Genomic DNA, 25,941 nt, shown 5'->3' on the forward strand with positions numbered 1-25,941 from the left:
GAGGTGCTAGATTTAATATTTAACCATAAATCAACACACTAGAGCGGCAAAACTGGCGGTTTTTGCAAAAAAAACGTACAATGCGCACAGCCATTTTTCTCTAGCAAGGTCAGCCATGCCTAAAACTTCTACCGAGTCGCTTAATACGACTATTACCACCCCACAGCCAGCTTCCACGCCAACAGCTTCTATGTCTAAAGACACTGCCACTATTTTTAATCCTGCCAAGCCGCCAGCAACGCCTGCGCAAAGCTCAACGGATAGTAGTGAACCTTACCACCATAAAGCCAATCACAATCAAAACCGTAGCATTGAACAAAGCAGCAATGTGGTTTCATCAACATCAAATAAAACAACAGCAGCGACTGCTAATGCACCCGTTAGCACAGCACCAAAGATTGGCTTTGTGTCACTGGGTTGTCCAAAAGCCTTGGTGGATAGTGAGCGCATCATCACAGAACTTAGCCGTGATGGTTATCAGGTTGCCAGTGATTATGAAGGCGCAGACTTGGTCGTGGTCAATACTTGCGGCTTTATTGAATCTGCAGTGCAAGAGTCACTGGACGCCATCGGTGAAGCGATTAGCAAAAACGGCAAGGTGATCGTTACTGGTTGCTTGGGTAAAGAGGCGGACAAAATCCGCGCCATGCACCCAGCCGTGCTAGCCGTGACCGGTGCGCATGCGTATGATGAAGTGATTACGGCAGTGGCGCAGCATGTACCCAAGCCGAACCGCAGTTTGGACGCAAACTATGATCCAAAGATAAATTTAATCAATGAAGCGGGTATCAAATTAACCCCAAGCCATTATGCTTATCTAAAAATCTCTGAAGGCTGTAACCATCGTTGTACCTTCTGCATCATTCCAAGCTTGCGCGGAGATTTGGTCTCGCGTCCGATTGATAATGTCATGAATGAAGCCATGGCACTGAAAAATGCTGGCGTGAAAGAGTTGCTGATTATCTCGCAAGATACCTCTGCTTATGGGCTGGATTTGAAGTATAAGACTAGCTTTTGGAACGGTATGCCGCTTAAGTCGAAGTTTTATGACTTATGCCAAGCATTGAACGATTTGGGTATTTGGGTACGTCTGCATTATGTCTATCCGTATCCGCACGTCGATAAAGTCGTTGAACTCATGGGCGAGAAGAAGCTGCTGCCTTATTTGGATATTCCTTTTCAACATGCCAGCCATCGCATCCTAAAGGCAATGAAGCGTCCGGCGCACAGCGAAAACACCTTGGCGCGTATCAAAGCGTGGCGTGAGATTTGTCCAGATATCGTCATTCGTTCGACCTTTGTCGTTGGCTTCCCTGGTGAGACGGAAGAAGATTTCCAGTGCCTGCTTGATTGGTTGGTTGAAGCGCGCCTTGATCGCGTGGGTGCCTTTACCTATTCAGAAGTCGAAGGCGCAGTCGCCAATGATTTGCCAGACCACGTCCCTGAAGCCGTCAAGCAAGAACGCTATGAGCGTTTTATGGCACTACAACAAGACATCTCAGCGCAAAAGCTACAAGAGAAAATCGGCAAAACCTTGATGGTGTTGGTCGATGAAATTGATAGTGAAGAAGGGATTGCGATTTGTCGCAGCTACGCTGACGCCCCTGAGATTGACGGTCATGTCTATGTGGACGATATCAATGCGCAAGTTAAAGTCGGGCAGTTCCTAACCGTAACGATTGACGATGCTAGCGAATACGATTTGTTTGCCAGTTATAAAGGTTAGATGACTGTTATTTAACTGACTGCTAAAAAGATTAGGTGACTAATATAAAAGTTAGACAACCGCTATACAGGTTAAATGACTACGATAATAGGTGAGTGAAAATTGCCCAATGATAGGCAGTTTTTGCTACAATTAGCGCAATTTAGCCTTTTTACACACTGATCACCCAGTATGGGGCGGTAGGTAAATTGCAAGGCTAACTGTATTTGTGTTTTACCGATAATTTTAATTATAATTTAACGAAATAAGGTGACCTCATGTCTGACAAAAACCCGCGTTACTCTCGTATCTTGCTGAAACTCTCTGGTGAAGCCTTAGCCGGTAGCAAAGACATGGGTATTGATACCGAAGTGCTCGATAAGATGAGCTTGTCTATCGCGCATTTGCGAGGGCTTGGGGTGCAAGTCGGTATCGTGGTCGGTGGTGGTAACTTGTATCGCGGTGCCCAGCTGCAAAAAGAAGGCTTGGTTGGCCGCGTCACTGGCGATCAAATGGGTATGCTAGCGACGGTTATGAACGGTCTAGCAATGCGTGATGCGCTTGAGCGTCGCAATATTAAAACACGCTTGATGTCAGCCTTACCTATTGGTGAAGTTACTGAAAGCTATAGCAGCCGTAATGCGATTCGCTACCTAAAAAATGGCGAAGTGTGTATCTTTGTCGCAGGTACGGGCAATCCCTTCTTTACCACTGATACGGCTGCTTGCCTGCGCGGTATTGAAATCGAAGCAGGTTTGATTTTAAAAGCCACCAAAGTAGATGGGGTTTATGATAAAGACCCAAGCTTACATGACGACGCGGTTAAGTATGATGGCCTGACCTTTGATGAAGTGTTAGAACAAAAGCTTGGCGTTATGGATTTAACTGCCATTGCTTTATGCCGTGAGCACAACGTGCCGCTACAAGTGTTCGATATGACCAAGCCTAATGCGTTATTAAATGTCATTATGGGCGAAAACGAAGGCACACGCGTTTTTCATTAATATAGCAAGCGTTGGCATGACTGCTATATGAAGTGATAATTCATATAACAGCAAACACCTTAATAATTTTTACCTTAATAAATTTTTATAACTAACAATAATGAATGATTTGTCGATAGCGATAAATAAGGATACATGATGATCAAAGAGATTAAGCAAGACGGCGAAGCGCGTATGCAAAAGACCTTGGAAGCGCTTGAGAGTACCTTTAGTAAAGTTCGTACTGGTCGCGCGCATCCAGGCATGTTGTCAGGGGTGATGGTCAGCTACTATGGTGCTCCTACACCGCTTAACCAAGTTGCTAGTGTCAACGTTGAAGACTCGCGCACGTTATTGGTACAGCCGTTCGACCGTACCATGGTACAAGCGATCGATAAAGCCATTCGTGAGGCTGATTTGGGTCTGAACCCAATGACGGCCGATGTGATTCGTGTACCGATGCCGGCATTGACCGAAGACACGCGCCGCGATATGCAAAAGCTTGCGCGCGGAGAAGCTGAGAACAGCCGTGTTTCTATCCGTAATATCCGCCGCGATATGATGAATGACATCAAAGAGCTGGCCAAAGAAAAAGAAATCTCGGAAGATGACGAGCGCCGCGCCAGTGATGATATTCAAAAAATCACTGACAAGTACATCGAAACTATCGATGGTCGCCTGAGCAAAAAAGAAAGCGATTTGATGGACGTATAAGTACCGTCTTTGGTTTTTTTTTATAAAAATAAACCAAGCGCTTAAAAATTAAGTCTTTTAATGCAGACAATATCATAATAATAGACAGCTAATGGTCAATCACTATTGGCTGTCTATTGCTATATAGACTGTGATGATAAAAACACTAAGCATTACAGAGTTGTTTTAATTATTTGCCAATCGTCATTAGCCCAATTGCTAGACTGGTTTATGATAAGTTTATGAATATTTGGCATTATGCTTTTTTAATGCGATAGAGCGCGTTATGATTGTTTTACTTCAGCACATTATTCTACCTCAACAATAAGTCGTATCGCCCATGTCTACTCCCACCGTTTTGGCTCCTGCCCTCATTCCTCGCCATATCGCCATCATTATGGATGGTAATAATCGCTATGGTAAAGCCAATGCGCTCGGCAAAGGTCAAGGACATGTGGCGGGTAAAGATGCGCTAGATCCTATCGTGGAGTATTGTGTCGATGCGGGTATTGAGGTGCTAACGGTATTTGCTTTTTCTAGCGAAAACTGGCAACGCCCACCCAGTGAGGTGGCGCTATTGATGCAACTATTAACATCGACCATTCATGAGCAAATGCCGCGTATGAACGAGTACCGCATTCGCTTACGTTTCATCGGTGATCGTAGCCAGTTGAGTCATGATTTACAGACATTGATGGCAGATGCAGAAGCCGAAACGGCTCATTTTGATGCTATGACACTGGTAATCGCCATCAGTTATGGTGGTCAGTGGGACATTGCCAATGCGGCAAAACAACTGGCGCAGCAAGTAGCAGCAGGGGAGTTGCGTGCTGAAAATATCAGTAAAGAAATGCTTGGCGAATATGTGCAATTAGCGGATGCACCCGCAGTCGATATGCTGGTGCGGACGGGCGGTGAATATCGAATTTCTAACTTTTTATTATGGCAATCAGCTTATGCTGAGCTGTTCTTTACTCAAACCCTATGGCCAGACTTTGCCGCCGATGAGTTGGCAGCGATGGTTGCAGAGTTCGCTCAGCGCCAACGGCGCTTTGGCAAAACCAGCGAGCAGATAGTGACAGAGCAGCGCTAGCGTTATTCATTTATCAGTATTACATTGCTCACTGTCAAGTGGCTCATGATTAAATCAGTAGAATACTCGCTGGCATTTATTGATTCAGATAAGTACTGTGTTCAAAGAATAGATGCTCAAAAATCTACCAAGCCATTAGTATTACTTGCTTGTGAAATGACAAAGCGCTTTAATTAGCCTCGATCGCGATTAGTAGGCTAATGTAGATTAGCTGCTATAATGCACTTTTTGACCAGACATTTTTCATTATTATAAGGTTCGACAAGTATGTGGCAACGAATTAAGACGGCAATTGTTCTCGTTATTATCGTTGGTATTGCAATGTTTGCGAGCCAAACTCCTATTTTGTTTGCTCCACTATTGGCCATTGGTGTGATTATCGCGGCGCATGAGTGGACCAAGCTGATGCCAAAGTGGCGCCAGCCTGCGGTGTTTGTGGTATTGGTATTGGTACTGACTTTAGTGTCGCTGATGTTCAAAGTCACTTGGTTATTTTGGTGGGTAGCTTCACTGGCTATATGGCTGATGGCACTATCTTGGGTGCGGGTATTTCCAACCCATACCAATTGGTATGGTAGGAAGCTAGCACTGATGGGCGCTGTGATTCTGACAGCATCTATCACCGCTATGTTTTACCTGTGGCAGCTATCAGCATGGTGGCTACTCTATGTATTTTTACTCGTATGGTGTGCCGATAGTGGTGCTTACTTTGTTGGGCGTAAGCTCGGTCGCCGCAAAATGGCACCGAATGTCTCACCTAATAAGAGTATGGAAGGGCTGGCTGGCGGTCTTGTGACTGGTCTGCTCGTGGTTGTTGTTATTAGTGTCTTCAAACTACAATTAACTGGTGTACCGTTAATCGCATTTGTGTCGCTATCAGCCATCACTATTCTCGCCTCTGTACTCGGTGATTTGTTTGAATCAATGCTCAAGCGCCGCGCTGATGTAAAAGACTCAGGAACGATATTACCGGGGCATGGCGGGATACTTGACCGTATTGATTCGCTATTATCTGCGACGCCAATATTTGCGCTTGGCTTTTGGTCGATACAGCAGCTGGGCTTCATCGTCGTTTAAGAAACTAATGCAGGCTAATTGGTACACGTGAATGAATTAGTTTTTGCCAATAGCTCAGTCTTATTAATTATTATTATTATAATAAAGCATCGACATAATCTAGCATCGATGCTTTGCTATCATTCATACCTTATTAACTTTCCTGATTTTTTATTTAAATTTTAACAGTAACAATATTGTGGGCACTGATGGTTATGACGCAACGCATCGCCGTATTAGGCGCAACAGGCTCGATTGGCGATAGCACGCTAGCAATTTTGGCGGCGCAACCGCTTAATTATCAAGTCTATGCGCTATCAGGCTATCACCGCTTAGACAAATTGTTTGCGCTTTGCCAACAGTTTTTGCCCAAGCGTGTCAGCGTGCCGACAGCCGCAGTCGATGATTTTGCTGAGCGTCTTAGCGCGGCAGGTCTTGATATCGATGTGGTAGGCGGGGCAGCAGGGCTGGTCGATATTGCTACCGATTTGCAGACGGATACCATTGTCGCTGCTATTGTTGGCGCAGCTGGTCTGCCTTCTACCTTAGCCGCCGCACGGGCAGGTAAGCGTATTTTACTGGCAAATAAAGAAGCGCTGGTAATGGCCGGTCAGGTAATGATTAATGCCGTTAAAATGCACAATGCTACCTTGCTACCGCTCGATTCTGAGCATAATGCGATTTTTCAGTGTTTGCCGCTCGCTATCCAACAAGATAATACCCAAATCCATCAGCCAAACCATGGTGTTCGTAAGCTATGGTTAACCGCATCAGGCGGGCCATTTTTGCAGCAGTCATTTGCCCAGATGCAGCAAGCCAGCGTCGCTGAAGCGGTCAAACACCCCAACTGGTCGATGGGCCAAAAGATATCGGTCGACTCAGCAACGATGATGAATAAGGGGCTTGAGTTGATAGAGGCTTGTCATTTATTTGATCTGCCAGAAAATAAGATAAATGTCGTCATTCATCCACAAAGTATCATCCACTCAATGGTAGAATATAGCGATGGCAGCTTTTTAGCGCAGCTCGGCAGCCCAGATATGAAAACCCCGATTGCCCATGCGCTCAGTTACCCTGATCGTATCGAGAGCGGCTCGCAGCCTTTGGACTTGTTTGCGTTAAATGCTCTAGAGTTTATTCAGCCTGATTTGCAGAAGTTCGCTTGTTTGCGTCTTGCCCGTCAAGCCATGCAAGCGGGCACACAGGCAACGATTGTACTCAATGCTGCTAATGAGATTGCCGTCGCTGCATTTTTGGATGGTCGGATTCGTTTGACGGATATTGCTGATATTAACGAGCAAGCCTTAAATGACATACAGGTGCCACCATTAAACGACACGGCTGACATAGAAGATATATTAACAATTGATAAAATAGCGCGCCATCTGACTGACAAGCTTGTGGCAAAGTTGGCATAATCATAGCTAGAGTTTCTTAGTTTAAAAACGATATTAATAGAAGATGCTAAGAGAAAACACTGAGAAAAGATCATGACGTTTTTATTAACGCTGCTTGCGGCAATATTTGTCTTAGGTCCGCTTATTGCCTTACACGAATGGGGTCATTATATTGTCGCAAGGCTCTGCGGCGTCAAGGTGCTGACATACTCTATCGGCTTTGGCCCCAAGCTTTTTGGCTGGACGAGCAAAAAGAGCGGTATTGATTATCGTATCTCAGCGCTGCCGTTGGGTGGTTATGTCAAGATGCTGGATGAGCGTGAAGGCGCGGTAGCCAAAGATGAGCTACATTTGGCCTTTAATCGTCAACATCCACTAAAAAAGATTGCCATCGTTGCCGCTGGCCCTATCATGAACTTTGTTATCGCGATTGCGTTGTTTTGGGTGTTATTTATGACGCCATCAGAGCAGTTGGCGACGAAGATTGGTGAAGTATTACCCGATACACCAGCGGCTATGGCGCAGTTACCCGTTGGTGATAAAATCGTCGCGATTGACGGCCATGAGGTACAAACGTGGGAAGGTATCAATTATCGCCTTGCTGGACGAATGGGCGAGACTGATAATGTCAGCATTACCTTGCAATCAGAGTCACAGGCTTCCAATACAACGAAAACTTATCAAGCACCTGTCCAAGCATTTATGCAAGGCGCATCGCAAGGTAAAGACGCGCTAACCAGCTTTGGCATGCTACCATGGCAGCCGCAGATTGAACCAATCGTTAGCGATTTGAGTGCTGATGGTGCTGCCAGTCGTCAAGGTCTGCAAGTTGGTGATCTCATTACGGCTATCAATGATACAGAAATCAAAGATTGGATCAGTGTCACCCGTATCATCCGTGACAATCCTGAGACTTTGCTTAATTTCACCGTATTGCGTGAGGGTAAACCCGTACAGCTTCAGATTATGCCGCAAGGTAAAAAAGACAATCTAGGTAATGACTTTGGACAGATTGGTGCTATGGTGGCGCAGTCTGAGATTGTCATTCCCGATGCCTATAAAACCACCATCGTATATGGCCCGGGTGAGTCATTGGTTAAGTCGTTTGAAAAGACGGAACAATTGGCAGTGATGACGGTTAGCTCAATGGGCAAGATGCTCTCAGGTATGATTGGTCTGGACAATTTATCAGGGCCGATTACGATTGCTAAAGTCGCCAAACAAAGCTTTGATATCAGTTGGCAGATGGTATTGTCCACCGCGGCTTTGATTAGCCTGAGCCTCGCCGTACTCAATCTTTTACCGATTCCAGTGTTAGATGGCGGTCATATTGTGTATTATCTCATAGAGCTGATACGCGGTAAGCCTCTGTCGGAAGGGGTACAAATGGTAGGGCTAAATATCGGCTTACTCTTGCTAGCAGGTTTCATGGTGTTAGCAATTGGTAATGATATCAGTCGGCTGTTTTGATGAATCGCAGGACAACCTAAAGGGTAAGCCGCGATACACTAATGGTTTTGCGCGTATCGTGCGCTGATTCTTGGTAGGCGTGCTGCGCTCTTTTGTATCGCTGTCTCTGTACTAATCGTAATTTTTAGTTTATTTTATGATGCGTTTTATATAAAGTGTCCTGAGTCTCCCACGAGTTAGTGAATCACTTTACTCGAATTGGGCTAGACAACATGCGCTTTTTAACTTAACTTAAGCAAGTTTTTTATTGACGGATAGTGTTTATGCGTACGCCTTTATTTATGAGCGCGGCTGGGTTGCCGTTAGTTGTAGCGATGATGAGTATGCCAGTACAGGCTGCAGAATTTGTGGTCACTGACATCGGTTTCAATGGTCTACAACGACTAACTCCTGATAGTCTCTATCCGGTTCTACCTATTTCGGTAGGTGATACGGTAAATGACAGTAATCTGGCAGCCAGTATTAAGGCGCTATATGCGACTGATAACTTTGCCGATATCCAAAGCCGTGTCGAAGGCGGTCAGCTACGATTTGACGTCGTCGAGCGGCCAATTATTGCTGAGGTCAATTTTGAAGGCAATAAGCTCATTCCAAAAGAAGGTCTGGAGCAAGGGCTTGGCAACGCTGGTCTGTCAGTCGGTGATGTGCTTAAGCAAGCAACATTGCAAGGCGTCGCCAACGAGCTGCAGCAGCAGTATATTAGCCAAGGATATTACAACAGTAATATCGAAGTTGATCAGACGCTGCTAGATGGCAACCGCGTCAAGCTTGACGTGCGCTTTATCGAAGGTAAGCCGGCCAAAGTTGTCGATATCAATGTCATTGGTAACACGCACTTTAGTGATGAAGAGATTAAAGACGTTTTTGCTGTCAAAGAATCGTCATGGACGCGTTTGCTGTCTAAGTCTGACCGCTACGCTAAAGAAAAGCTGGCCGCCAGCTTAGAGAATTTAAAAGCCTTATATCAAAATGATGGTTATGTGCGTTTTAACGTTGACAATGCAGTCCTTAATATCAGTGAAGACAAGCGCAGCGTCTTTATCGAAGTCAGCTTGAGTGAAGGCGAGCAATATCAGTTTGGGGAAGTGAATTTCCTAGGCAAGCCGACATTTGAGACCAATGAGCTTAAAGAACTGGTTACTTTTGCACCCAATGAAAAATATTCACAAGCCAAGCTTGATGCAACGACTGCCTCTTTAAAGAGCCGTTATGGTAACGAAGGTTACTATTTAGCACAAATTCGACCGGTACCACGTATCAATGACGAGACGAGAATGGTCGATGTCGATTATTATATCGATCCAGCACGCCCTATCTACGTACGCCGTATCAACTTCACGGGTAACACCAAAACTCAGGATGTCGTGCTGCGTCGTGAAATGCGTCAGTTAGAAGGCGCGCTTGCCTCTAGCGAAAAAATTCAGCTGTCACGTACGCGTCTGATGCGTACCGGCTTCTTTAAAGCAGTCAACGTCGATGTCAAGCCAGTACCCAATCAGCCAGATCAAATGGATGTAAATTTTACGGTTGAAGAGCAGCCTTCTGGTAGCTCAACGATTGCCGCCGGTTACTCACAGAGTGGCGGTGTCACGTTCCAGTTAGACTTGACGCAAAATAACTTCATGGGTACCGGTAACCGTGTTAAAGCAGCGCTATCGCGTTCAGAAACCCGCGACTCTTATAGCTTAGGTTATACCGATCCGTACTTTACGGAAAATGGTGTTTCGCAGGGTCTAAGTGGTTATTATCGTGAGACCAAATTCGATGATAGAAACGTTAGTAACTATGTCACCGACTCTTATGGTGCCACGCTGAACTATAGCTATCCTGTTGATGAAACCAAGCGGGTTAGTGCCGGTCTAAACGTCGATAAAACTTCAGTACGTGGCGGTCGCTTCCTAGGCGTGTCAAACGTCCAGCAAATCATCGATGATGGCGGCACGTATGAAAACTTCGTCAATAACGAAGGGGCCGACTCGGGTCGTACTGGCTTCAAAAATGACTATCAAACCTATAACTTGCTATTTGGCTGGGATTACAGCACGCTAGATCGTCCAGTATTTCCGACTAAAGGGATGAGTCATACGGTCGATGCAACGATTGGTCTGGGTGATACCAGCTACCAGAAGCTTATCTATCGCGGCAACATATATTATCCTATCTATAAAGATGTAATAGCACGCGGTTATACCAAACTCGGTTATGGTAATGATTTGCCATTCTACGAGAACTTCTATGCTGGTGGTTATGGTTCGGTGCGTGGTTATGAGGCATCGACATTGGGTCCTAAGTCGCAAGGCTATTTTGATGCGATCAATGATGACAGACGCTTTAGAGATGAAGAAATTGGTGGTAATGCTTTAGTCAGCTTCGGTAGTGAATTGATTTTACCAGTACCATTTAAGGGTGACTGGGCAGATCAAGTACGTCCAGTACTGTTCGCCGAAGGTGGTCAGGTATTTGACACTACTGATAAAGAAGATCGTACCTTTATCAACCCTAATAACGGGACTGATACCGGCGTGCCATTATTGACGCAAGATAATAGCTTACGCTTTAGTGCGGGTGCAGGTATAACGTGGTACACACCAATCGGTCCAATTTCACTGAGTTATGCGGTACCGATTGGTGACAAAGAAGGTGATCAGACTGAGAAAGTACAGTTCCAGATTGGTAGTACGTTCTAAAGAGCTTAGTATGCTTTAAGTCATCTAGTACCTCTTAAGTTGCCAGCACTTTTTAGATTGGTTTGATGGCTTATATTAAACCAATACCATCAATCAATAAAAAGCCAGATCTTCACAGGTCGTTGAGTTGATACTTCAATTTGACGACTCTCTTATTCATACTAATGTTAATGCCAACTATGATAACGATTGAGCAACTTATCACGCGGATTGAGCAGCGTCAGCCTATTATTAATAAGGCAGAACTGAGCGATACACAGTTAAAGCTAACACTTAATAGTATTGGTAGTTTAACCACTGCTAACGATGCTCAATTAAGCTTTTTGGCAGATCCTCATTACCTCTCTAGCCTGACCAATAGTCAGGCAGCCGCTGTGTTGGTCACCGCTGAATATCGCGACCAAGTACCAGCAACTTCTATAGCATTGGTAGTGGCATCACCTTACTTGGCTTATGCCAGTGCCAGTCAGGTATTTGCTCGTCAAACTCTAGGTAGTGGCATCCATCCTAGTGCAGTCATTGCTGATAGTGCGCTCCTTGGTGAACAGATCAATATTGGTCCATTTTGTGTTATCGGTGACAATGTAAGTATTGGCGATCGCAGTTGTCTGGATGCTCATGTAGTAATCGAAGCAAATACTAATATCGGGCGTGATTGTGTTATCAAATCACAAGTGGTCATCGGGCATGATTGTGTCATCGGTAATCATGTGAGACTACATGCAGGAGTGAGTGTGGGTGCGGAAGGTTTTGGTTTTGCTCCCACCAACAATCCTAGCATCACGGGCTGGGAACGCATTGCGCAACTCGGTCGCGTCATCATTGGTGATCATGTACGCATTGGTAGCCAAACCTGTATCGATCGCGGTGCCATTGATGATACAGTGATTGGTAATAATGTTATTATTGATAATCTTGTACAAGTCGCTCATAACGTGCACATCGGTGATGGCACGGCAATCGCTGCCCAAACAGCAATCGCAGGTAGCACAAGTATTGGTAAACGCTGTATCATCGGCGGCGCAGTCGGTATCACTGGCCATATCAATATCACCGATGATGTGACATTATCCGGAATGACCATGGTGACCAAATCTATCAAGATCGCTGGGTCATATTCTTCTGGAACAGCGGCAATGCCGACTGCTAAATGGCGCCGTGCCGCTGTGCGCTTTCGTCAGCTTGGTAATGACTAGCGCTCATACAAGTTCAGCAGTAATAAATTTTTAAATATGGCTTTTTAAATATAGCAAGGAAGCGTCATTATGAGCAGCACCCATATCGATATACCAACGGATGAAGACATTAAAAGCTTGGCAGAGCAAGGTCTCACGTTGCCATTAACCTATCACACGCTGAAGCATTATTTGCCGCATCGTTATCCTTTTATGTTGGTAGATAAGATTATTGCCTGCCAGCCTGGCGAATGCATTACCGGTATCAAAAACGTGACCATTAATGAAGAGTTTTTTAATGGTCATTTTCCGGATGAGCCGATTATGCCAGGGGTATTGATGGTAGAATGTATGGCGCAAGTTTCAGGTGTATTGGGCTTTATTAGCGCGGGACTGACCGCCGAAGATGGTTATTTATATCTGTTTGCAGGGGTGGATAAGGTTCGTTTTAAACGCCGCGTCATTCCTGGCGATCAGCTGATTATCCGAGCCAAAACAGTTATGCAAAAGCGTGGTATCTATAAGTTTGATTGTACGGTTCATGTCGAAAATGAGCTTGCAGCGAGTGCTCAGGTGATGATTGCCCGTCAAGAGCAGTAGCTTATCGTTATTATTTCGAGATAACCACTGGCTAAACTGCGTAAAGATTGCCGCCCATATTGTTAATAGCAAAACTCACTTATAATCTGAACGGGTATTGGCTTAATTTATAACGCTACATTAGTGGTATTTGTTTTACTATTTACTTGCATCAGATGATACAAAGGTCCAAATTATGAGTCAGATCCATCCAACAGCACTCATCTCACCGTCCGCTCAGATTGATGAGACTGCTATCATTGGTCCTTATTGTATTGTCGGTGACGAAGTAACGATTGGTGCACATACCACGCTGCATCGCCATGTCGTCGTGGCAAAACTGACGCGTATTGGCAGCCATAATCAATTTTATCAGTTTGCTAGCATTGGTGAGGATCCACAGGATTTAAAGTATGCTGGTGAGCATACTTGGCTTGAAATTGGCGATCATAATACCATTCGTGAGGCTTGTAGTTTGCATCGTGGTACTGCGCAGGATGGTGAGCTTACCAAAATTGGTAGTCACAACTTGCTGATGGTAAATACGCATGTGGCTCACGACTGTGTGATTGGCGATCACAATGTATTGGCCAATAACGTCGGCGTAGCTGGTCATGTAACCATTGGCGATCATACGATAATTGGTGGTAACTCAGGTATTCATCAGTTTTGTACCGTTGATGACTATAGCTTGGTCGGTGGTGCCAGTTTGATTTTGAAGGATGTGGCCGCTTTTACCATGGTATCAGGCAATCCAGCAAAGGCACATGGTCTCAATGTCGAAGGAATGCGCCGAAAAGACTGGTCTAAGCACACGATTGATACCTTGCGCCAAGCGTATCGCACGATTTTTAGATCCGGGTTAACGACCGCTCAAGCGCTTGAAGTCTTAAAGCAAGAGCTATTGCCAAAAGAGCCAAAGATTCAATTGCTCATTGATTCCTTACAAAAAAGCCGTCGCGGCGTCGTTCGCTAACCAAACACGAGCTATTGTAGAAACAGCAATTTGTGGTGTTTCAATCTCGAACAGTCGATATACCAAACTGTTGTTAATTAGCGTCAAACTGTCAAAAAGCCATAACCAATTGTTATGGCTTTTTATATTTATGACTACTTGACTTTTTTGGTCGCTTAGCAGAAACTGAGCGTTTACGATATTGTAAACAATTCTTTCATAATGTTGCTAGGCGCGTCACATTGAGGCGTTAATTAAGTAGCCTGTTATATCAGCAGCTAATTATAATAATCACGGATGATTATAAGCAGCATTAATTGAAGCATGAGGACGGCAAAATGGCTATCAATAAACAAGAACATGCGCAGTGGAGCTCAAGTTTTGGCTTCGTACTGGCGGCAGTAGGCTCGGCAGTTGGTTTAGGAAACATATGGAAGTTCCCATATATGGTTGGTGAAAGCGGTGGTTCAGCTTTCGTTATTGCGTATTTATTCTGTATCGCGCTGGTTGGTTTTCCAATATTAGTCGCAGAATGGTTGGTCGGTCGCCGTGGGCAAAAAAACCCTATTAATACTTTCGCTGATGTCGCCGCAAGCGAAGGCAAGTCACGCAGTTGGGGTATTGTTGGTGCCACTGGTATTTTAGGCGGCTTTTTGATCCTATCTTTTTATAGTGTGATTGGTGGCTGGGCGCTGAATTATATTACTAAAGTCGCAAGCGGTAGCTTCGCTGGTCAAGACAGCGATTCTGTTGCTGCAACCTTTGATGCGATGCTCGCCTCAGCTGGTACGCTGACTGTTTGGCATACCGTATTTATGGCGCTGACTGCTTTAATCGTTGGAATTGGTGTCACCAAAGGTATTGAAGGAACTGCTAAGATTTTGATGCCATTGTTGGGCTTGATTTTGTTCATCATGGTTGGTTATAACGTGATCAATGGTGGCTTTGGTGAGGCAGTGGCTTACTTGTTCACACCAGATCTTAGCAAGCTCACCGCTGACGTTATGCTCGCAGCCTTGGGCCATGCTTTCTTCACCCTGTCCATTGGTATGGGTATTATGGTGGCTTATGGCTCTTATTTGGGCCGCGAAGTAAACTTGCTCAAAACAGCACGAACCGTGGTTATTTTGGATACAGTCATTGCACTAGCTGCAGGTCTGGCTATCTTCCCAATTATCTTTAGTCATGGTCTCGATCCGGCTTCAGGTCCTGGCCTTATTTTTGTCAGTTTACCAATTGCTTTTGGTAGTATGGGCGCAGGCACAATTCTTGGAACCTTATTCTTCTTATTGATTACCTTCGCTGCTATTACTTCATCTGTCTCTTTACTTGAACCGACGGTTGAGTTCTTGGAAGAGCGGACATCGATGAATCGTATGATGGCCACAGTCGTTGCTAGTACGGTGATTTGGCTACTGGGTGTTGCGGCATTGTTATCGTTTAATCTATGGTCTGAATTTACCATTATGGGTAATGGTATCTTTGATGCTTTAGATAAGCTTACCAGTAAATTCCTATTACCGCTGACAGGTCTTGCGGGTATTATTTTCGTTGGCTGGAAAATGGATCAGCGTACGATTCAACAGGAGCTGGGTCTATCTAATGGAATGTGGCAGCTTTGGCAAATCGTTGCTAAGTTCGTCGCGCCAATCGCCGTTATCGTGGTCTTTATTACTACGTTAATGGGCTAGGATTTATACGAATTCAAAGTATTTAAATTACTAGCTTTAAAGATGATAAGCAACAAAAAGGGCTTAAGATAATTCTTAAGCCCTTTTTGTATGTATAGTCAGTGAAAAGTAGTATCGAACCATCACGAATTGCTGATATCCGTTTTTCTTGCTTGCTGTGCTTATGCAGACCCTAGCAATACCATCGCGTTTTTAGGATATTTTGACTATATAACTGTTCCAAAAATACGATTAGCGTAAGTTTAGCTCAGGAACCGTTTGTCCACGCTTGCTATAGAATCCGATGACGAACTCATCGAAGGCGTCTTGTTCGATAGCATCTCTAATACCTTGCATCAGACGTTGGTAATAACGCAAGTTATGAATAGTCGCCAACTGCGCGCCTAGCATCTCTTTACATTTATTAAGATGGTATAAATAAGCACGGCTAAAGTTTTGACAAGTATAGCAGTCGCACTCTGGGTCTAATGTGCCTTCATCATTGCGATATTGGCTGTTACGGATACGGACGACACCTGCATTGTCTAAGTCGCCTGTCACGAAGTAATGACCGTTACGCGCGTTACGAGTCGGCATGACGCAGTCAAACATATCTACGCCGCGACGGACTGCTTCGACGATATCTTCAGGCTTGCCCACGCCCATTAGGTAGCGCGGCTTGTCTGCTGGCATGGCGTCTGGGATATAATCTAAGACATCCATCATCTCGTCCTTTGGCTCACCAACAGACAGACCACCGATGGCATAACCATCAAAGCCGATATCGAGCAAGCCTTCGAGTGATTGCTGACGCAAATCGGCATACATACTGCCTTGGATGATGCCAAATAGGGCATTGGTGCTGCCTAGCCTATTATGTTCATCAACGCAGCGCTGTCCCCAACGTAGTGAGAGCTCTAACGATTTTTTGGCTTCATCATGGGTGGCTGGGTAGGGCGTGCATTCATCGAATTGCATGACGATGTCTGAGTTCAAGCTATATTGAATCTGCATCGACTTTTCTGGTGAGAGAAATACTTTAGCGCCATCGATAGGGGATTTGAAGTCGACCCCTTCTTCGGTGATTTTACGCATCGCACCCAAACTGAATACTTGGAAGCCGCCTGAATCGGTCAAGATAGGCTTATCCCAATGCATAAATTTATGCAAGCCGCCGAACTTATCGATGACTTCAGTGCCCGGGCGTAACCATAAGTGGAAGGTATTGCCTAGCACGATATCAGCGCCAATGGCTTCGATATCACGTGGTAGCATACCTTTGACCGTACCATAAGTACCGACAGGCATAAACGCTGGCGTTTGCACATCGCCATGATTGAGGTGAACCGTACCACGGCGGGCACGCGTTGTGCCGCTGGCTGTTTTATGTAAGACAAATTGCATATGATAACCGCTATTTACACTATGAAAATGGCGCTAATTATAGCATTGTTAGCGATTTTTTTGGACATCGATGTTTGCGGGTCATTAATATATAGTCAGTGAAAAGTAATATCGAGACATCACGCACTGCTGATATCTATTTTTTTTGCTTGCTGTGCCTGCGCAGACAGAGGCGACAAAAAATTAATATCAGCAATAGCGTAGATTTTTTTAGGATATTTTGACTCTATATCCATTGGTACGTGTGTTACGACAACAACCAAAAGACACAGACAGTGTCGTTCAGTGCTTGTTAAAGTAAAGAATAAATATTAAAACCACTAAACATTGCTGATGAATGGCGGATAAAGAACATGATCGAAGCAACTTATTTTTTACCTAATCGCTCGCTATTTAGTAGCTCATTGTTCAGTAGCCTATTACTAATATCAGGAGCAGCTATGGCGACCGAAGAGCCTACCTATACCGTTTTGACAAAAACGAAGAGTTTTGAATTGCGTCATTATGATGCCCAGTTGGTGGCACAGACTTGGGTAATGGGTGATCAAGATGCTGCCAGTCGTGCAGGATTTAAGATTTTAGCAGATTATATTTTTGGCAATAATACTGCCCCAACTGGTGGCAGTCGTAAGATTAGCATGACAGCGCCTGTTACGATGCAGCCTAATAACAAAAAGAGTGATGGTGATTCGCAGAAAATTGCTATGACGGCACCAGTGAGTATGCAACAAGCCGATGGCAAATGGCGCGTACAATTTACGATGCCAAGCCAATATACGCTGCAAACGTTGCCCAAACCCAATAATCCAAATATTGAGATTAAAAAAGTACCGGCACAGACTTATGGCGTTATTAAATTCTCCGGATTGGCAGGCAGCAAAAAAGTAGCAGAAAAAACCGATGAGCTGCAGACGTGGATGCAATCCCAAAATTTAAAAGTTACTGGCGTGCCGGAACTTGCCCGCTATAATCCGCCATGGACGTTACCTTTTATGCGTCGCAATGAAGTGATGATTGCTTATCAGCCAAAATGATCCTTTATCATCAAAAATGACGCCAAAAAAAGACAGCAAGCGCTGTCTTTTTTTGAGCTTAAATTTCAGGAAATAAATTTTAGCTTTTTTGCTCACGAATGATATTTAGCATACGGCGTAATGGTTCGGCCGCACCCCATAACAGTTGGTCACCGACGGTAAACGCACCTAGGTATTCTGGCCCCATATTCAGCTTACGCAAGCGACCCAAAGCTACTGTCAAAGTACCTGTCACTGCCACTGGCGTTAAGCGGTTCATAGCGGCTTCTTTATCGTCTTCAACCAAGTCTAACCACTCATTGCCACTGTTTTTTAGTGTCGCCTCGATTTCCTCTAATGGGATATCTTTCTTAAGCTTAATGGTTAAGCCTTGCGCATGACAGCGCATGGCGCCCACACGGACACACATACCGTCGATAGCAATTTTATCTGCTTCAGAGTTACCAAGGATTTTATTGGTTTCGACGCCGCCTTTCCACTCTTCTTTTGACTGTTTGTTTTCTAGCTGTGCGTCGATATAGGGGATTAGACTACCAGCCAATGGCACACCAAAGTATTGCTTAGGAAAGTCATCTGAGCGTTGAGTTTGGGCGATTTTTTTATCAATCTCAAGGATAGCGCTAGCAGGATCAGCCAACTCATCTTTGACCGCATCGTGTAGTACACCCATGCCGTTGATGAGCTCGCGCATGTTGTTGGCGCCAGAGCCACTCGCTGCTTGATAAGTCATCGCGCTGACCCATTCTACCCAGCCTCTATTAAACAACTCGCCGATGGCCATCAGCATAAGTGATACTGTACAGTTGCCGCCGATAAAGTCTTTTTGACCGTTGGCTAGGGCGCTATCAATAACGCTGCGATTGACCGGATCAAGAACGATGATGCTGTCATCTTCCATACGCAGAGTGCTTGCCGCATCAATCCAATAGCCGCTCCAACTGCTGGCACGCAATGGTTGATGGACTTTTGAAGTGTAGTCGCCACCTTGGCAGGTGATAATCACATCACAAGCAGCGAGTGCATCAATATCATGAGCGTCTTTTAGTTGGCTGGTCTGAATACCATCGAAACTTGGCGCATCACCACCCGCGTTACTGGTTGAAAAAAATACCGGCGTGATACCGTCAAAATCTTTTTCTTCCTGCATACGTTGTATCAACACTGAGCCAACCATACCGCGCCAGCCTACCAAACCTACTGTTAAATCACTCATGAAATCTAATCCTATTTTACCATTATTTATTGCATCGCCAGCCGATAACAATGCCGTGAATAGCCCTAAAAAGCAAGGCGTTTTCGCAGATTTTGACTGTTTTTCATACACTAATAACTATGCCCACTATAACTTTACGTTATTATTATGAGGCCGCTATCATATCGGTTGTGCTCATGTTGCATACAGGGCAAGCAAGAATGATGGAAAATATAACAAGCTCACTGTTTTGCATCAGTTGAAATTGTAACGTTTTATGCTCAGCTGCGCATAATTAAGGCTCAATAGTAGGCGATAGTGTTATGAAATGCTAAAGTAAGCACCTACGATTGACTTAGATAATCATACAGGCGTTAGTCATTGACGAGCGATGAGTATAAGAACTATTGGTTTTGTCATCCACTTAATAAACGGTTACTACACATTATGGATCTTTCCCTCTTATATTATGGCGCGCAGTGCTTAGCTGGTTTCATCGCGTTTGTGACGATTTGGGGTTTGTTGCCTCTTGATAATTGGTGGGTGCGCGGCGTTGAGTTCCCTCGTATTCAAATAATGGTGCTTGGCGTCGTTGCTTGGGTTGGCATGCTCGCATTTTGGTCACAATGGCAGCTAGGGCAGTGGCTGTTATTTGTCGTCTTAAGCCTGACTTTGGCCTTTCAGCTGAGAATGGTATTGCCTTATACCAAATTGTGGAAAAAAGAAGTACAAAGTGCCAAGGACAAGCCAGATGGCGAAGATCATCAACTCAAAATTATGGTATCAAATGTCTTAACCCCTAATGACGAAACGCAAAAACTGGTCGATTTAGTCAAGCAAAGACAGCCGGATATTTTAATTACCCTAGAAAGTGATAAAAAGTGGGAAAAAGCCCTGCAGCAAATTGAGCCAGACTATCCGTATACCGTAAAAGTACCGCTGGATAACCTGTACGGCATGCATCTGTATTCTAAGCTTGAGCTGATAAATCCTAAAGTCAAATATTTAATGATTGATGATATTCCCTCTATCCACACGCAGCTGCGCTTACAAAGCGGACGAGTGATTTGGTTATATTGTTTGCATCCTATGCCGCCAAGCCCGACGGAAGCGGATAAGTCAACGACTCGTGATGCAGAGCTGCTTATGGTTGGCAAACATATCAAAGAAAATGAGCAAACGGCGATACTTGCTGGCGATCTTAATGATGTGGCTTGGTCAAAGACAACGCGCCGCTTCCAACGTATCTCAGGTCTACTAGATCCTCGTATTGGTCGTCACTTTATCAATACCTTCCATGTCAATTATCCGTTTTTACGTTGGGCCCTGGATCATATCTTCCATAGTGCTTGCTTTACCGTGGTTGATATCAGACGTATGCCCTCTATTGGCTCCGATCATTTTCCGGTCATGACGACCTTACAATATGAGCCAGAAGAAGCCAGCAATCAAGAGCAAAATGCTCCTACTGCTAATGCAGAAGATGTTAAAGAAACAGAAAATAAAATCGAAGCTGGCAAAAAAGAAGGCTGTAAAGTCTCAAAAGAGCATGCAGCAGAGCAGTCGTAGTTAGAGAATGTCCTAGTATTTTCGCTAAACCTTTATAGTCTTAAGGGCTACGCCAATAGGCTTCCTCAAAACGTAAGCAAATGCTTACGTCAAATAAGGTCTTTAGCCTCTAGTGGTCTTTAACCAATTGCCCTACAATACAATCATCAACACAAGGATAGGCAAGGATGCAGTGTTGAGGCAGTGACAATCTAAGCACAGGTCAGCCCGCTGTCTTATAAGTTACTGTTTACGACTTAGGATAAGTCAGAATGGAAGAAATAATAATAATACACAAAGAAAAGCCCCGAACCAATCGCCCTAGGTTCGGGGCTTTTCTTTGTGTATTATTATGAGCTGATAAATAAAGTAGCAGTTTCTAGCATATCAAATGATATCAGCAGTGCATAATGTATCAATATTACTTTTCACTCACTATATCCAACTTTCTAAGTAATTTACTAAGAACAAAAACAGGCTTTCCTAGGTAAGAAGAAAAAACACCTATGAGTTATTAATACAAAAAAGGGGTACATGCATTGGCATATATCCCTTTTTATTCAACTATTTTTACTAAGATGCCACTTATTAGCGCATTGCTAAGATATTAACCAAGTACTTGGATGTAAGCACCGGCGCGTAGCTCTTGTAGCCAGTCTTCTTTGGCTTGCGGTGCTAGACGTTGATATAACGCTTGACGTGCCATGCTACGGCGATATTGTTCACTAACATCTTCTTGGCGCTGACCTTCTACTTTTAGGATATGCCAGCCAAACTGGGTTTTAAAAGGCGCAGAATAATCACCGACTGCTGTATTTTTCATCACTGCTTCAAACGGTCCAACCATATCGTCTGCACTTACCCAATTTAGATCGCCACCACGTCCTGCAGAACCTGGGTCGTCTGAATAGGTCGATGCCAGACCAGCAAAGTCAGCACCGCTGCGCAGTTGCTCATACAGATCATTAATCTTTTGCTCAGCAAGCGCATCCGTTTGTAGCTCATCTACTTTGATTAAGATATGACGCGTATGCCACTGCGGCACAAGCATTTTATCACTGTCTTTTTTATCAGCGAGCTTAATGATATCAATGCCTTCTGGCGTCACTAATGGGGCACTTACTGCGCCGACATCAAGCTTGGTAATCTCGCTCGATAGCTCGGTCGGGAGAGCGGCGGCTTTATGAAAGCCCATATCGCCACCTTGTATTGGAATAGGGTAGCTACCTTGGCTGGCAGTAACGGCTGCAGCCACGTCGACATTGGGCTCTAGCAAGCGCGCACGTAGTGCTTGTGCTACTTTGAGTGCTTCTTCACGCTGAGCTTCTGACAGTCGGCTGTAGTCATCCATATAAGGCACGCGTACATGGACGGTCTGGTATTCGCTTTGGTTTAGGCGCTTGGCTTCTGGAGAGGCCAAAAATGCATCGATATCCTGCTCGCTAATACGTACACGATTGCTGATTTGACGTTGTTGTAGAGACTGAATCGCAGCATCTTCAATCAGCTTAGCACGCAGGGTCGCATAGCTTCCGGGCTGCGCGGCATCTAGGCGTTGCTGCAAAGCGGCGATACTACCAAGCCCTTCAGCTTGAGCGATTTGACCAAGACGCTGATTAATCTCAGCTTCATCAGGATTTAGACCGACGCGTTTAACCAATGACAGTTGTAGTTCACGCAAGATGAGAGCATTTAATACTTCAGACTGTAGCTGTGCTGAATTGGCAATCGGCTCACCAGCCGCTTGGGCGCGTGCTTGGGTCTGGGTGATTGCGTCCATCAAGTCGCTTTTTAAGATAGCGTTTTCATTGACTAAAGCAATGATACCATCGGTACTGTTGGCTGGGGTCAAGCGATTGACGTTACTTTGCTCAGCAGCAGCGTTTGCTTTAGGCGTTGGTGCTTTTGCAGCATTAACGGTAGCAGCTTGAGCACTGAAACTAAGTAAAAAGCCTGCACTCATACTCATAGAAAGCAGTACAGCTCGGCTGGTCTGACGTAAAGAAAAAAATCTCATGATGCTCCTCATCAATGTCATCGCATCGGATGGTAGTCGGTCAACGCTATCCAATACTTTTAATAAGCAAATACTGTATAAGGTTGTCCATAATAGGATTACGAACAAGGTTGTGTAAGTAGTAACGAAAACAATGATTTAATATAGCATTATTTACGCTTTTTAGTCTTTCCATGCAGTTTGGACAGGTTCAAAGCCCAAAACTTTATCAGCGAGCAATCGTGTCAAACGGCTGTTATTGCTACCAAGACCGTTCAATCTAATCTCTGCCATAATCGCTTGTGTTGGTTTGTCTCTGACGTTCAAGTCATTATAGTAACGACGACCATAAACGGCAAAACCAAAACAGCAATCCTCATAATCGATGCCGACCAACGAATCGAGCATTTTATTACGATTATAATCATATTGACCTTGAGCCAATACTCGCCAGCTATTGTTGATTGGGAAAACAGCTGAGGCAGTAAAAGCTGATAGCGGCAACTGATTGGTATTTTCATCGCGCTGGCGCTTCACAAATCCGATATTAAACAAGCTGTTATCTGATGGCTGATAACGCAATTCAGTCGTAATATAGTTCAAGTCATAACTGTCAGTGAGCGCGCCGCTAACATCCACCCAAACATTATTATAAGGTTGCGTACTGGTATCCCAGACCATTCCAGAAGAGGAAGATCTAAAAACGGGTTGCTGGTTTTCAAGGGTGACGCGCCCATCATCGATATAAAACTGCTCAGCAATGCTACCATCAAAACGTGTCACACCCGTTGCGTCGATGTAACGATAATTAACCCCAGGGGTAATAGAATGCAAATCTTGCAAGCGATCATGCCCTAAAAACCAACTGTCCGAAAACAACTGCTCGTAGTTAATGGAAGCAATACGAGTGTTAAAGTTAGGGATGTCGTTTTGGTTTTTAAACGGTGAGTAGGTGTATTTCAAGCGCGGACTTAATAGGCGATAGCCACCCAGCGTATCGTCAAAAGCCCCAAAAGGTGAGCCTGCTTGATAGAAGTTTAGACCTGCGTCAATACTGGCTTGCGGCACAAATACCGATTGGCTACCATCTTGATCATTGAGTTGATTGTCCGCTAAGCTGTCCTCATCATAAGAGGTATACAGGTGTTGTAGGCTGACTTTGGGCTTGATATAACCCCATGACTTTTCCATCGGATAAGCGGCGCTAATTTTATTATAGATTCGCGCACCGCTTTTTTCATTTTCAGAACCATCATCGATAGATTTTTTGAAATAAGCAGAATCATGGACACCCGTAATATCAAAACGCTCTGCCCAAGGCAATCGGTAATCAAGTTTGAGCTGTGGTAAACGTGAATATGGCTTGTCTTTGTCTTGTAATGGCTGACCATTGTCGGTAAAAGCATTGAGCGTTTGGAAGGTTTCGACTTTTAATTCACCGTTCACATAGTCATTATAATAATTAAGTCGAGCACGGCGCGGTAAGTTTAAAGTATTGTCTGATAAGCCTAGGGTGTCAAAGTCGTTAATATAATCTTCATCCGACACATAGCTGTATTTAGCATCGCCACTTAAGCGTGGAATACTATTTGATGACCAGTAATGATCATAAAAAAAACTGGCGCGATCTTCGTCGTTATACTCTTTGTCGTTCGGCAAATACGAGCCGTTAAAAATTCCTTCGCCATAATTTTCAGTCAAATAGCGAAACTCACCTGCGAGCATCGGGTTGCGATCGCTGTAGATATGTGTATTGATCGTCGCATCATAATTAGGTGACAAATTGAGATAGTATGGGATATCAACCTCAAGTCCGCTTTTACTACTGACACTCGCATTCGGTAATAAAAACCCCGTACTGCGCCGACTGTCTATGGGGAAGTTAAAATAAGGCAGATAAAACACCGGAACATCTGCAATACGGAAAGTAGTATTGTAAGCTTTACCGCGACCTGTCTCAGTATCTAAATCAATGCTTTTGGCATCAAACTGCCATTTGCGGTCAGTTGGTGGGCAGGTACTGAACATGACTCGATCAAGCTCATACTGGCTGTCGTTAGGTCGGTTGAGGCGTTTGGCATAGCCATGTGCTTGGAGTTCTACGCTAGCAAATGCCACATCATTGGCTGTGGACTGTCCCGTTTCGGTATTATAAGCCAGACTGTCTGCGACACCAATAAGACCGCCTTTTGCCGCCTGATCGGTGATATTTCCTGTAGCAGTGTTTTGAGTATTGTTTTGAGTATTGGCACGTGTTACTTGCTCGCCAGTCGCTTGATCGGTGAACATTACTTTGCCTTGCGCTGCGGTAACACCACTGCTTAAGTCCAGCACGATTTTATCGGCTTCAATATGCTGAGTCCCTTGATCGACAATCACATTACCAGAGAGCTCGGCATAGTCGACATTGTCATAATATCCATAATCAGACTCTGCAAATAAAGGCGCCTGATTATTAGCCACACCATTTAGATTGGTTGCCGTCTGGCCACTATCCATTGCCGCTTCATTGACGGCGCGCTGATAATTAGCGTTTTGCTGTGGGTAGACCCATTGACCTTCACAGCGTTGGGCACTATCGACAGCATTCGGCAGTAGGCGCAAGTTTTTGCCTACTTTTGGGATGGTTTGCGTGGCAGGTGTTAGGGTGTTCTGGATAGTGTCATCTTCAGACTCTACGGGTTTGTCACTAGCGTTTTGCGTTGATAAGTCAGTATCAGGGGTGAGCTCATAAAATTCTGCCAAACGCCGTAAACTGTCTTGAATACTCTCGTCACTGGTATCGATTGCATCATTGTCGCTGACAGCCGCTAAGGGTTTTTTCTGCGTTTGTGCCTGAGCTTGTGCATCGTCATCACTATTGTTAGCGATTTCAGTGATGTCTAAATTGCCATTATCGAGGGTGCTGCCAGTATCTAAGTCAAGATTACTGCTCTCAGAGGCAGCATTTACAGTCTCTTCGCCTGCTTCATAAACACTACTCTGCGCAGCGGCACGCTGGTAACTAATGTCTTGATTGATGGCGTTGACATTAGCGTTGACATTGGTATTGGCGTCGGTATTGATATCGCCGGTTAGGTCAGAGACATAACTGCTGGTAGTATCAGCGGGCAAAGATGCGGTCGTCTGTGCGTCAGCATTGGTAAGTGCTGCGCTGACGGTCAAACTTGATAAGCCTAAGGCACCAAATAAAACCAAACGGATGCTTTGGTAAAGCGGAGAATATAACAAGGGCACACCTATGATTGCAGAGCCTATTGAATGACGATATTTAGTTTAGTAGCCGTATTTTAGCTATATTTAG

General features: G+C 44.6%; 18 protein-coding genes. 14 read left to right on the plus strand and 4 right to left on the minus strand.

Annotated elements, in window-relative coordinates:
• Positions 1–115 precede the first annotated feature (115 nt).
• From rimO to CXF65_RS08230, 12 genes are all read left to right on the plus strand, one after another.
• Positions 116–1,726: a 30S ribosomal protein S12 methylthiotransferase RimO gene (gene rimO, locus CXF65_RS08175; protein WP_101211691.1), complete on the plus strand. Its 1,611-nt coding sequence runs from the start codon at positions 116–118 to the stop codon at positions 1,724–1,726.
• 257 nt (positions 1,727–1,983) lie between these two features.
• Positions 1,984–2,709, plus strand: a complete 726-nt coding sequence (pyrH, locus tag CXF65_RS08180) for a UMP kinase (RefSeq protein ID WP_010200240.1) — start codon at positions 1,984–1,986, stop codon at positions 2,707–2,709.
• Between the two features lie 138 nt (positions 2,710–2,847).
• Positions 2,848–3,402 (plus strand): ribosome recycling factor, encoded by a 555-nt coding sequence (gene frr / locus CXF65_RS08185; protein WP_025650532.1) that lies wholly within the window; start codon positions 2,848–2,850, stop codon positions 3,400–3,402.
• 319 nt (positions 3,403–3,721) lie between these two features.
• Positions 3,722–4,474: a polyprenyl diphosphate synthase gene (gene uppS / locus CXF65_RS08190; RefSeq protein WP_101211692.1), complete on the plus strand. Its 753-nt coding sequence runs from the start codon at positions 3,722–3,724 to the stop codon at positions 4,472–4,474.
• A 267-nt stretch (positions 4,475–4,741) separates the two neighbouring features.
• On the plus strand, positions 4,742–5,551 hold the full coding sequence (locus CXF65_RS08195; protein ID WP_101211693.1) for a phosphatidate cytidylyltransferase: 810 nt from the start codon (positions 4,742–4,744) through the stop codon (positions 5,549–5,551).
• A gap of 188 nt (positions 5,552–5,739) precedes the next feature.
• Complete coding sequence (gene ispC / locus CXF65_RS08200) at positions 5,740–6,948, plus strand: 1-deoxy-D-xylulose-5-phosphate reductoisomerase (protein WP_101211694.1); 1,209 nt, start codon at positions 5,740–5,742, stop codon at positions 6,946–6,948.
• A 72-nt stretch (positions 6,949–7,020) separates the two neighbouring features.
• On the plus strand, positions 7,021–8,397 hold the full coding sequence (gene rseP, locus CXF65_RS08205) for an RIP metalloprotease RseP (RefSeq protein WP_025650528.1): 1,377 nt from the start codon (positions 7,021–7,023) through the stop codon (positions 8,395–8,397).
• A 263-nt stretch (positions 8,398–8,660) separates the two neighbouring features.
• Positions 8,661–11,084, plus strand: a complete 2,424-nt coding sequence (gene bamA / locus CXF65_RS08210) for an outer membrane protein assembly factor BamA (protein WP_101211695.1) — start codon at positions 8,661–8,663, stop codon at positions 11,082–11,084.
• A gap of 179 nt (positions 11,085–11,263) precedes the next feature.
• Positions 11,264–12,280, plus strand: coding sequence for a UDP-3-O-(3-hydroxymyristoyl)glucosamine N-acyltransferase (gene lpxD, locus CXF65_RS08215; RefSeq protein WP_101211696.1), 1,017 nt, complete (start codon positions 11,264–11,266; stop codon positions 12,278–12,280).
• A gap of 69 nt (positions 12,281–12,349) precedes the next feature.
• Positions 12,350–12,859, plus strand: a complete 510-nt coding sequence (gene fabZ / locus CXF65_RS08220) for a 3-hydroxyacyl-ACP dehydratase FabZ (RefSeq protein WP_025650524.1) — start codon at positions 12,350–12,352, stop codon at positions 12,857–12,859.
• Positions 12,860–13,034: 175 nt separating this feature from the next.
• Positions 13,035–13,814 (plus strand): acyl-ACP--UDP-N-acetylglucosamine O-acyltransferase, encoded by a 780-nt coding sequence (lpxA, locus tag CXF65_RS08225; RefSeq protein WP_101211697.1) that lies wholly within the window; start codon positions 13,035–13,037, stop codon positions 13,812–13,814.
• A 317-nt stretch (positions 13,815–14,131) separates the two neighbouring features.
• Positions 14,132–15,484, plus strand: coding sequence for a sodium-dependent transporter (locus CXF65_RS08230; RefSeq protein ID WP_025650522.1), 1,353 nt, complete (start codon positions 14,132–14,134; stop codon positions 15,482–15,484).
• A gap of 231 nt (positions 15,485–15,715) precedes the next feature.
• Here CXF65_RS08230 and tgt read toward each other — a convergent pair whose 3' ends face one another.
• Positions 15,716–16,867, minus strand: coding sequence for a tRNA guanosine(34) transglycosylase Tgt (gene tgt / locus CXF65_RS08235; RefSeq protein WP_025650521.1), 1,152 nt, complete (start codon positions 16,865–16,867; stop codon positions 15,716–15,718).
• Positions 16,868–17,307: 440 nt separating this feature from the next.
• Between tgt and CXF65_RS08240 the strand changes: the two genes are divergently transcribed.
• A complete protein-coding gene (locus CXF65_RS08240; RefSeq protein WP_025650520.1) occupies positions 17,308–17,901 on the plus strand; it encodes an SOUL family heme-binding protein in 594 nt (197 codons plus the stop codon).
• A gap of 79 nt (positions 17,902–17,980) precedes the next feature.
• Here the strand turns inward: CXF65_RS08240 and asd are convergent, their stop codons facing one another.
• On the minus strand, positions 17,981–19,114 hold the full coding sequence (asd, locus tag CXF65_RS08245) for an aspartate-semialdehyde dehydrogenase (RefSeq protein WP_025650519.1): 1,134 nt from the start codon (positions 19,112–19,114) through the stop codon (positions 17,981–17,983).
• Between the two features lie 426 nt (positions 19,115–19,540).
• Here asd and CXF65_RS08250 point away from each other — a divergent pair, with 426 nt between their 5' ends.
• Complete coding sequence (locus tag CXF65_RS08250; RefSeq protein ID WP_198015400.1) at positions 19,541–20,662, plus strand: endonuclease/exonuclease/phosphatase family protein; 1,122 nt, start codon at positions 19,541–19,543, stop codon at positions 20,660–20,662.
• 586 nt (positions 20,663–21,248) lie between these two features.
• Here the strand turns inward: CXF65_RS08250 and CXF65_RS08255 are convergent.
• Both CXF65_RS08255 and CXF65_RS08260 read right to left on the minus strand, forming a co-directional pair.
• Positions 21,249–22,658, minus strand: a complete 1,410-nt coding sequence (locus CXF65_RS08255) for a peptidylprolyl isomerase (RefSeq protein WP_101211698.1) — start codon at positions 22,656–22,658, stop codon at positions 21,249–21,251.
• A gap of 162 nt (positions 22,659–22,820) precedes the next feature.
• Positions 22,821–25,868, minus strand: coding sequence for an LPS-assembly protein LptD (locus CXF65_RS08260; protein WP_101211699.1), 3,048 nt, complete (start codon positions 25,866–25,868; stop codon positions 22,821–22,823).
• Positions 25,869–25,941 lie beyond the last annotated feature (73 nt).

The sequence above is a fragment of the Psychrobacter sp. Sarcosine-3u-12 genome, from assembly GCF_002836005.1.
Classification (GTDB): domain Bacteria; phylum Pseudomonadota; class Gammaproteobacteria; order Pseudomonadales; family Moraxellaceae; genus Psychrobacter; species Psychrobacter okhotskensis.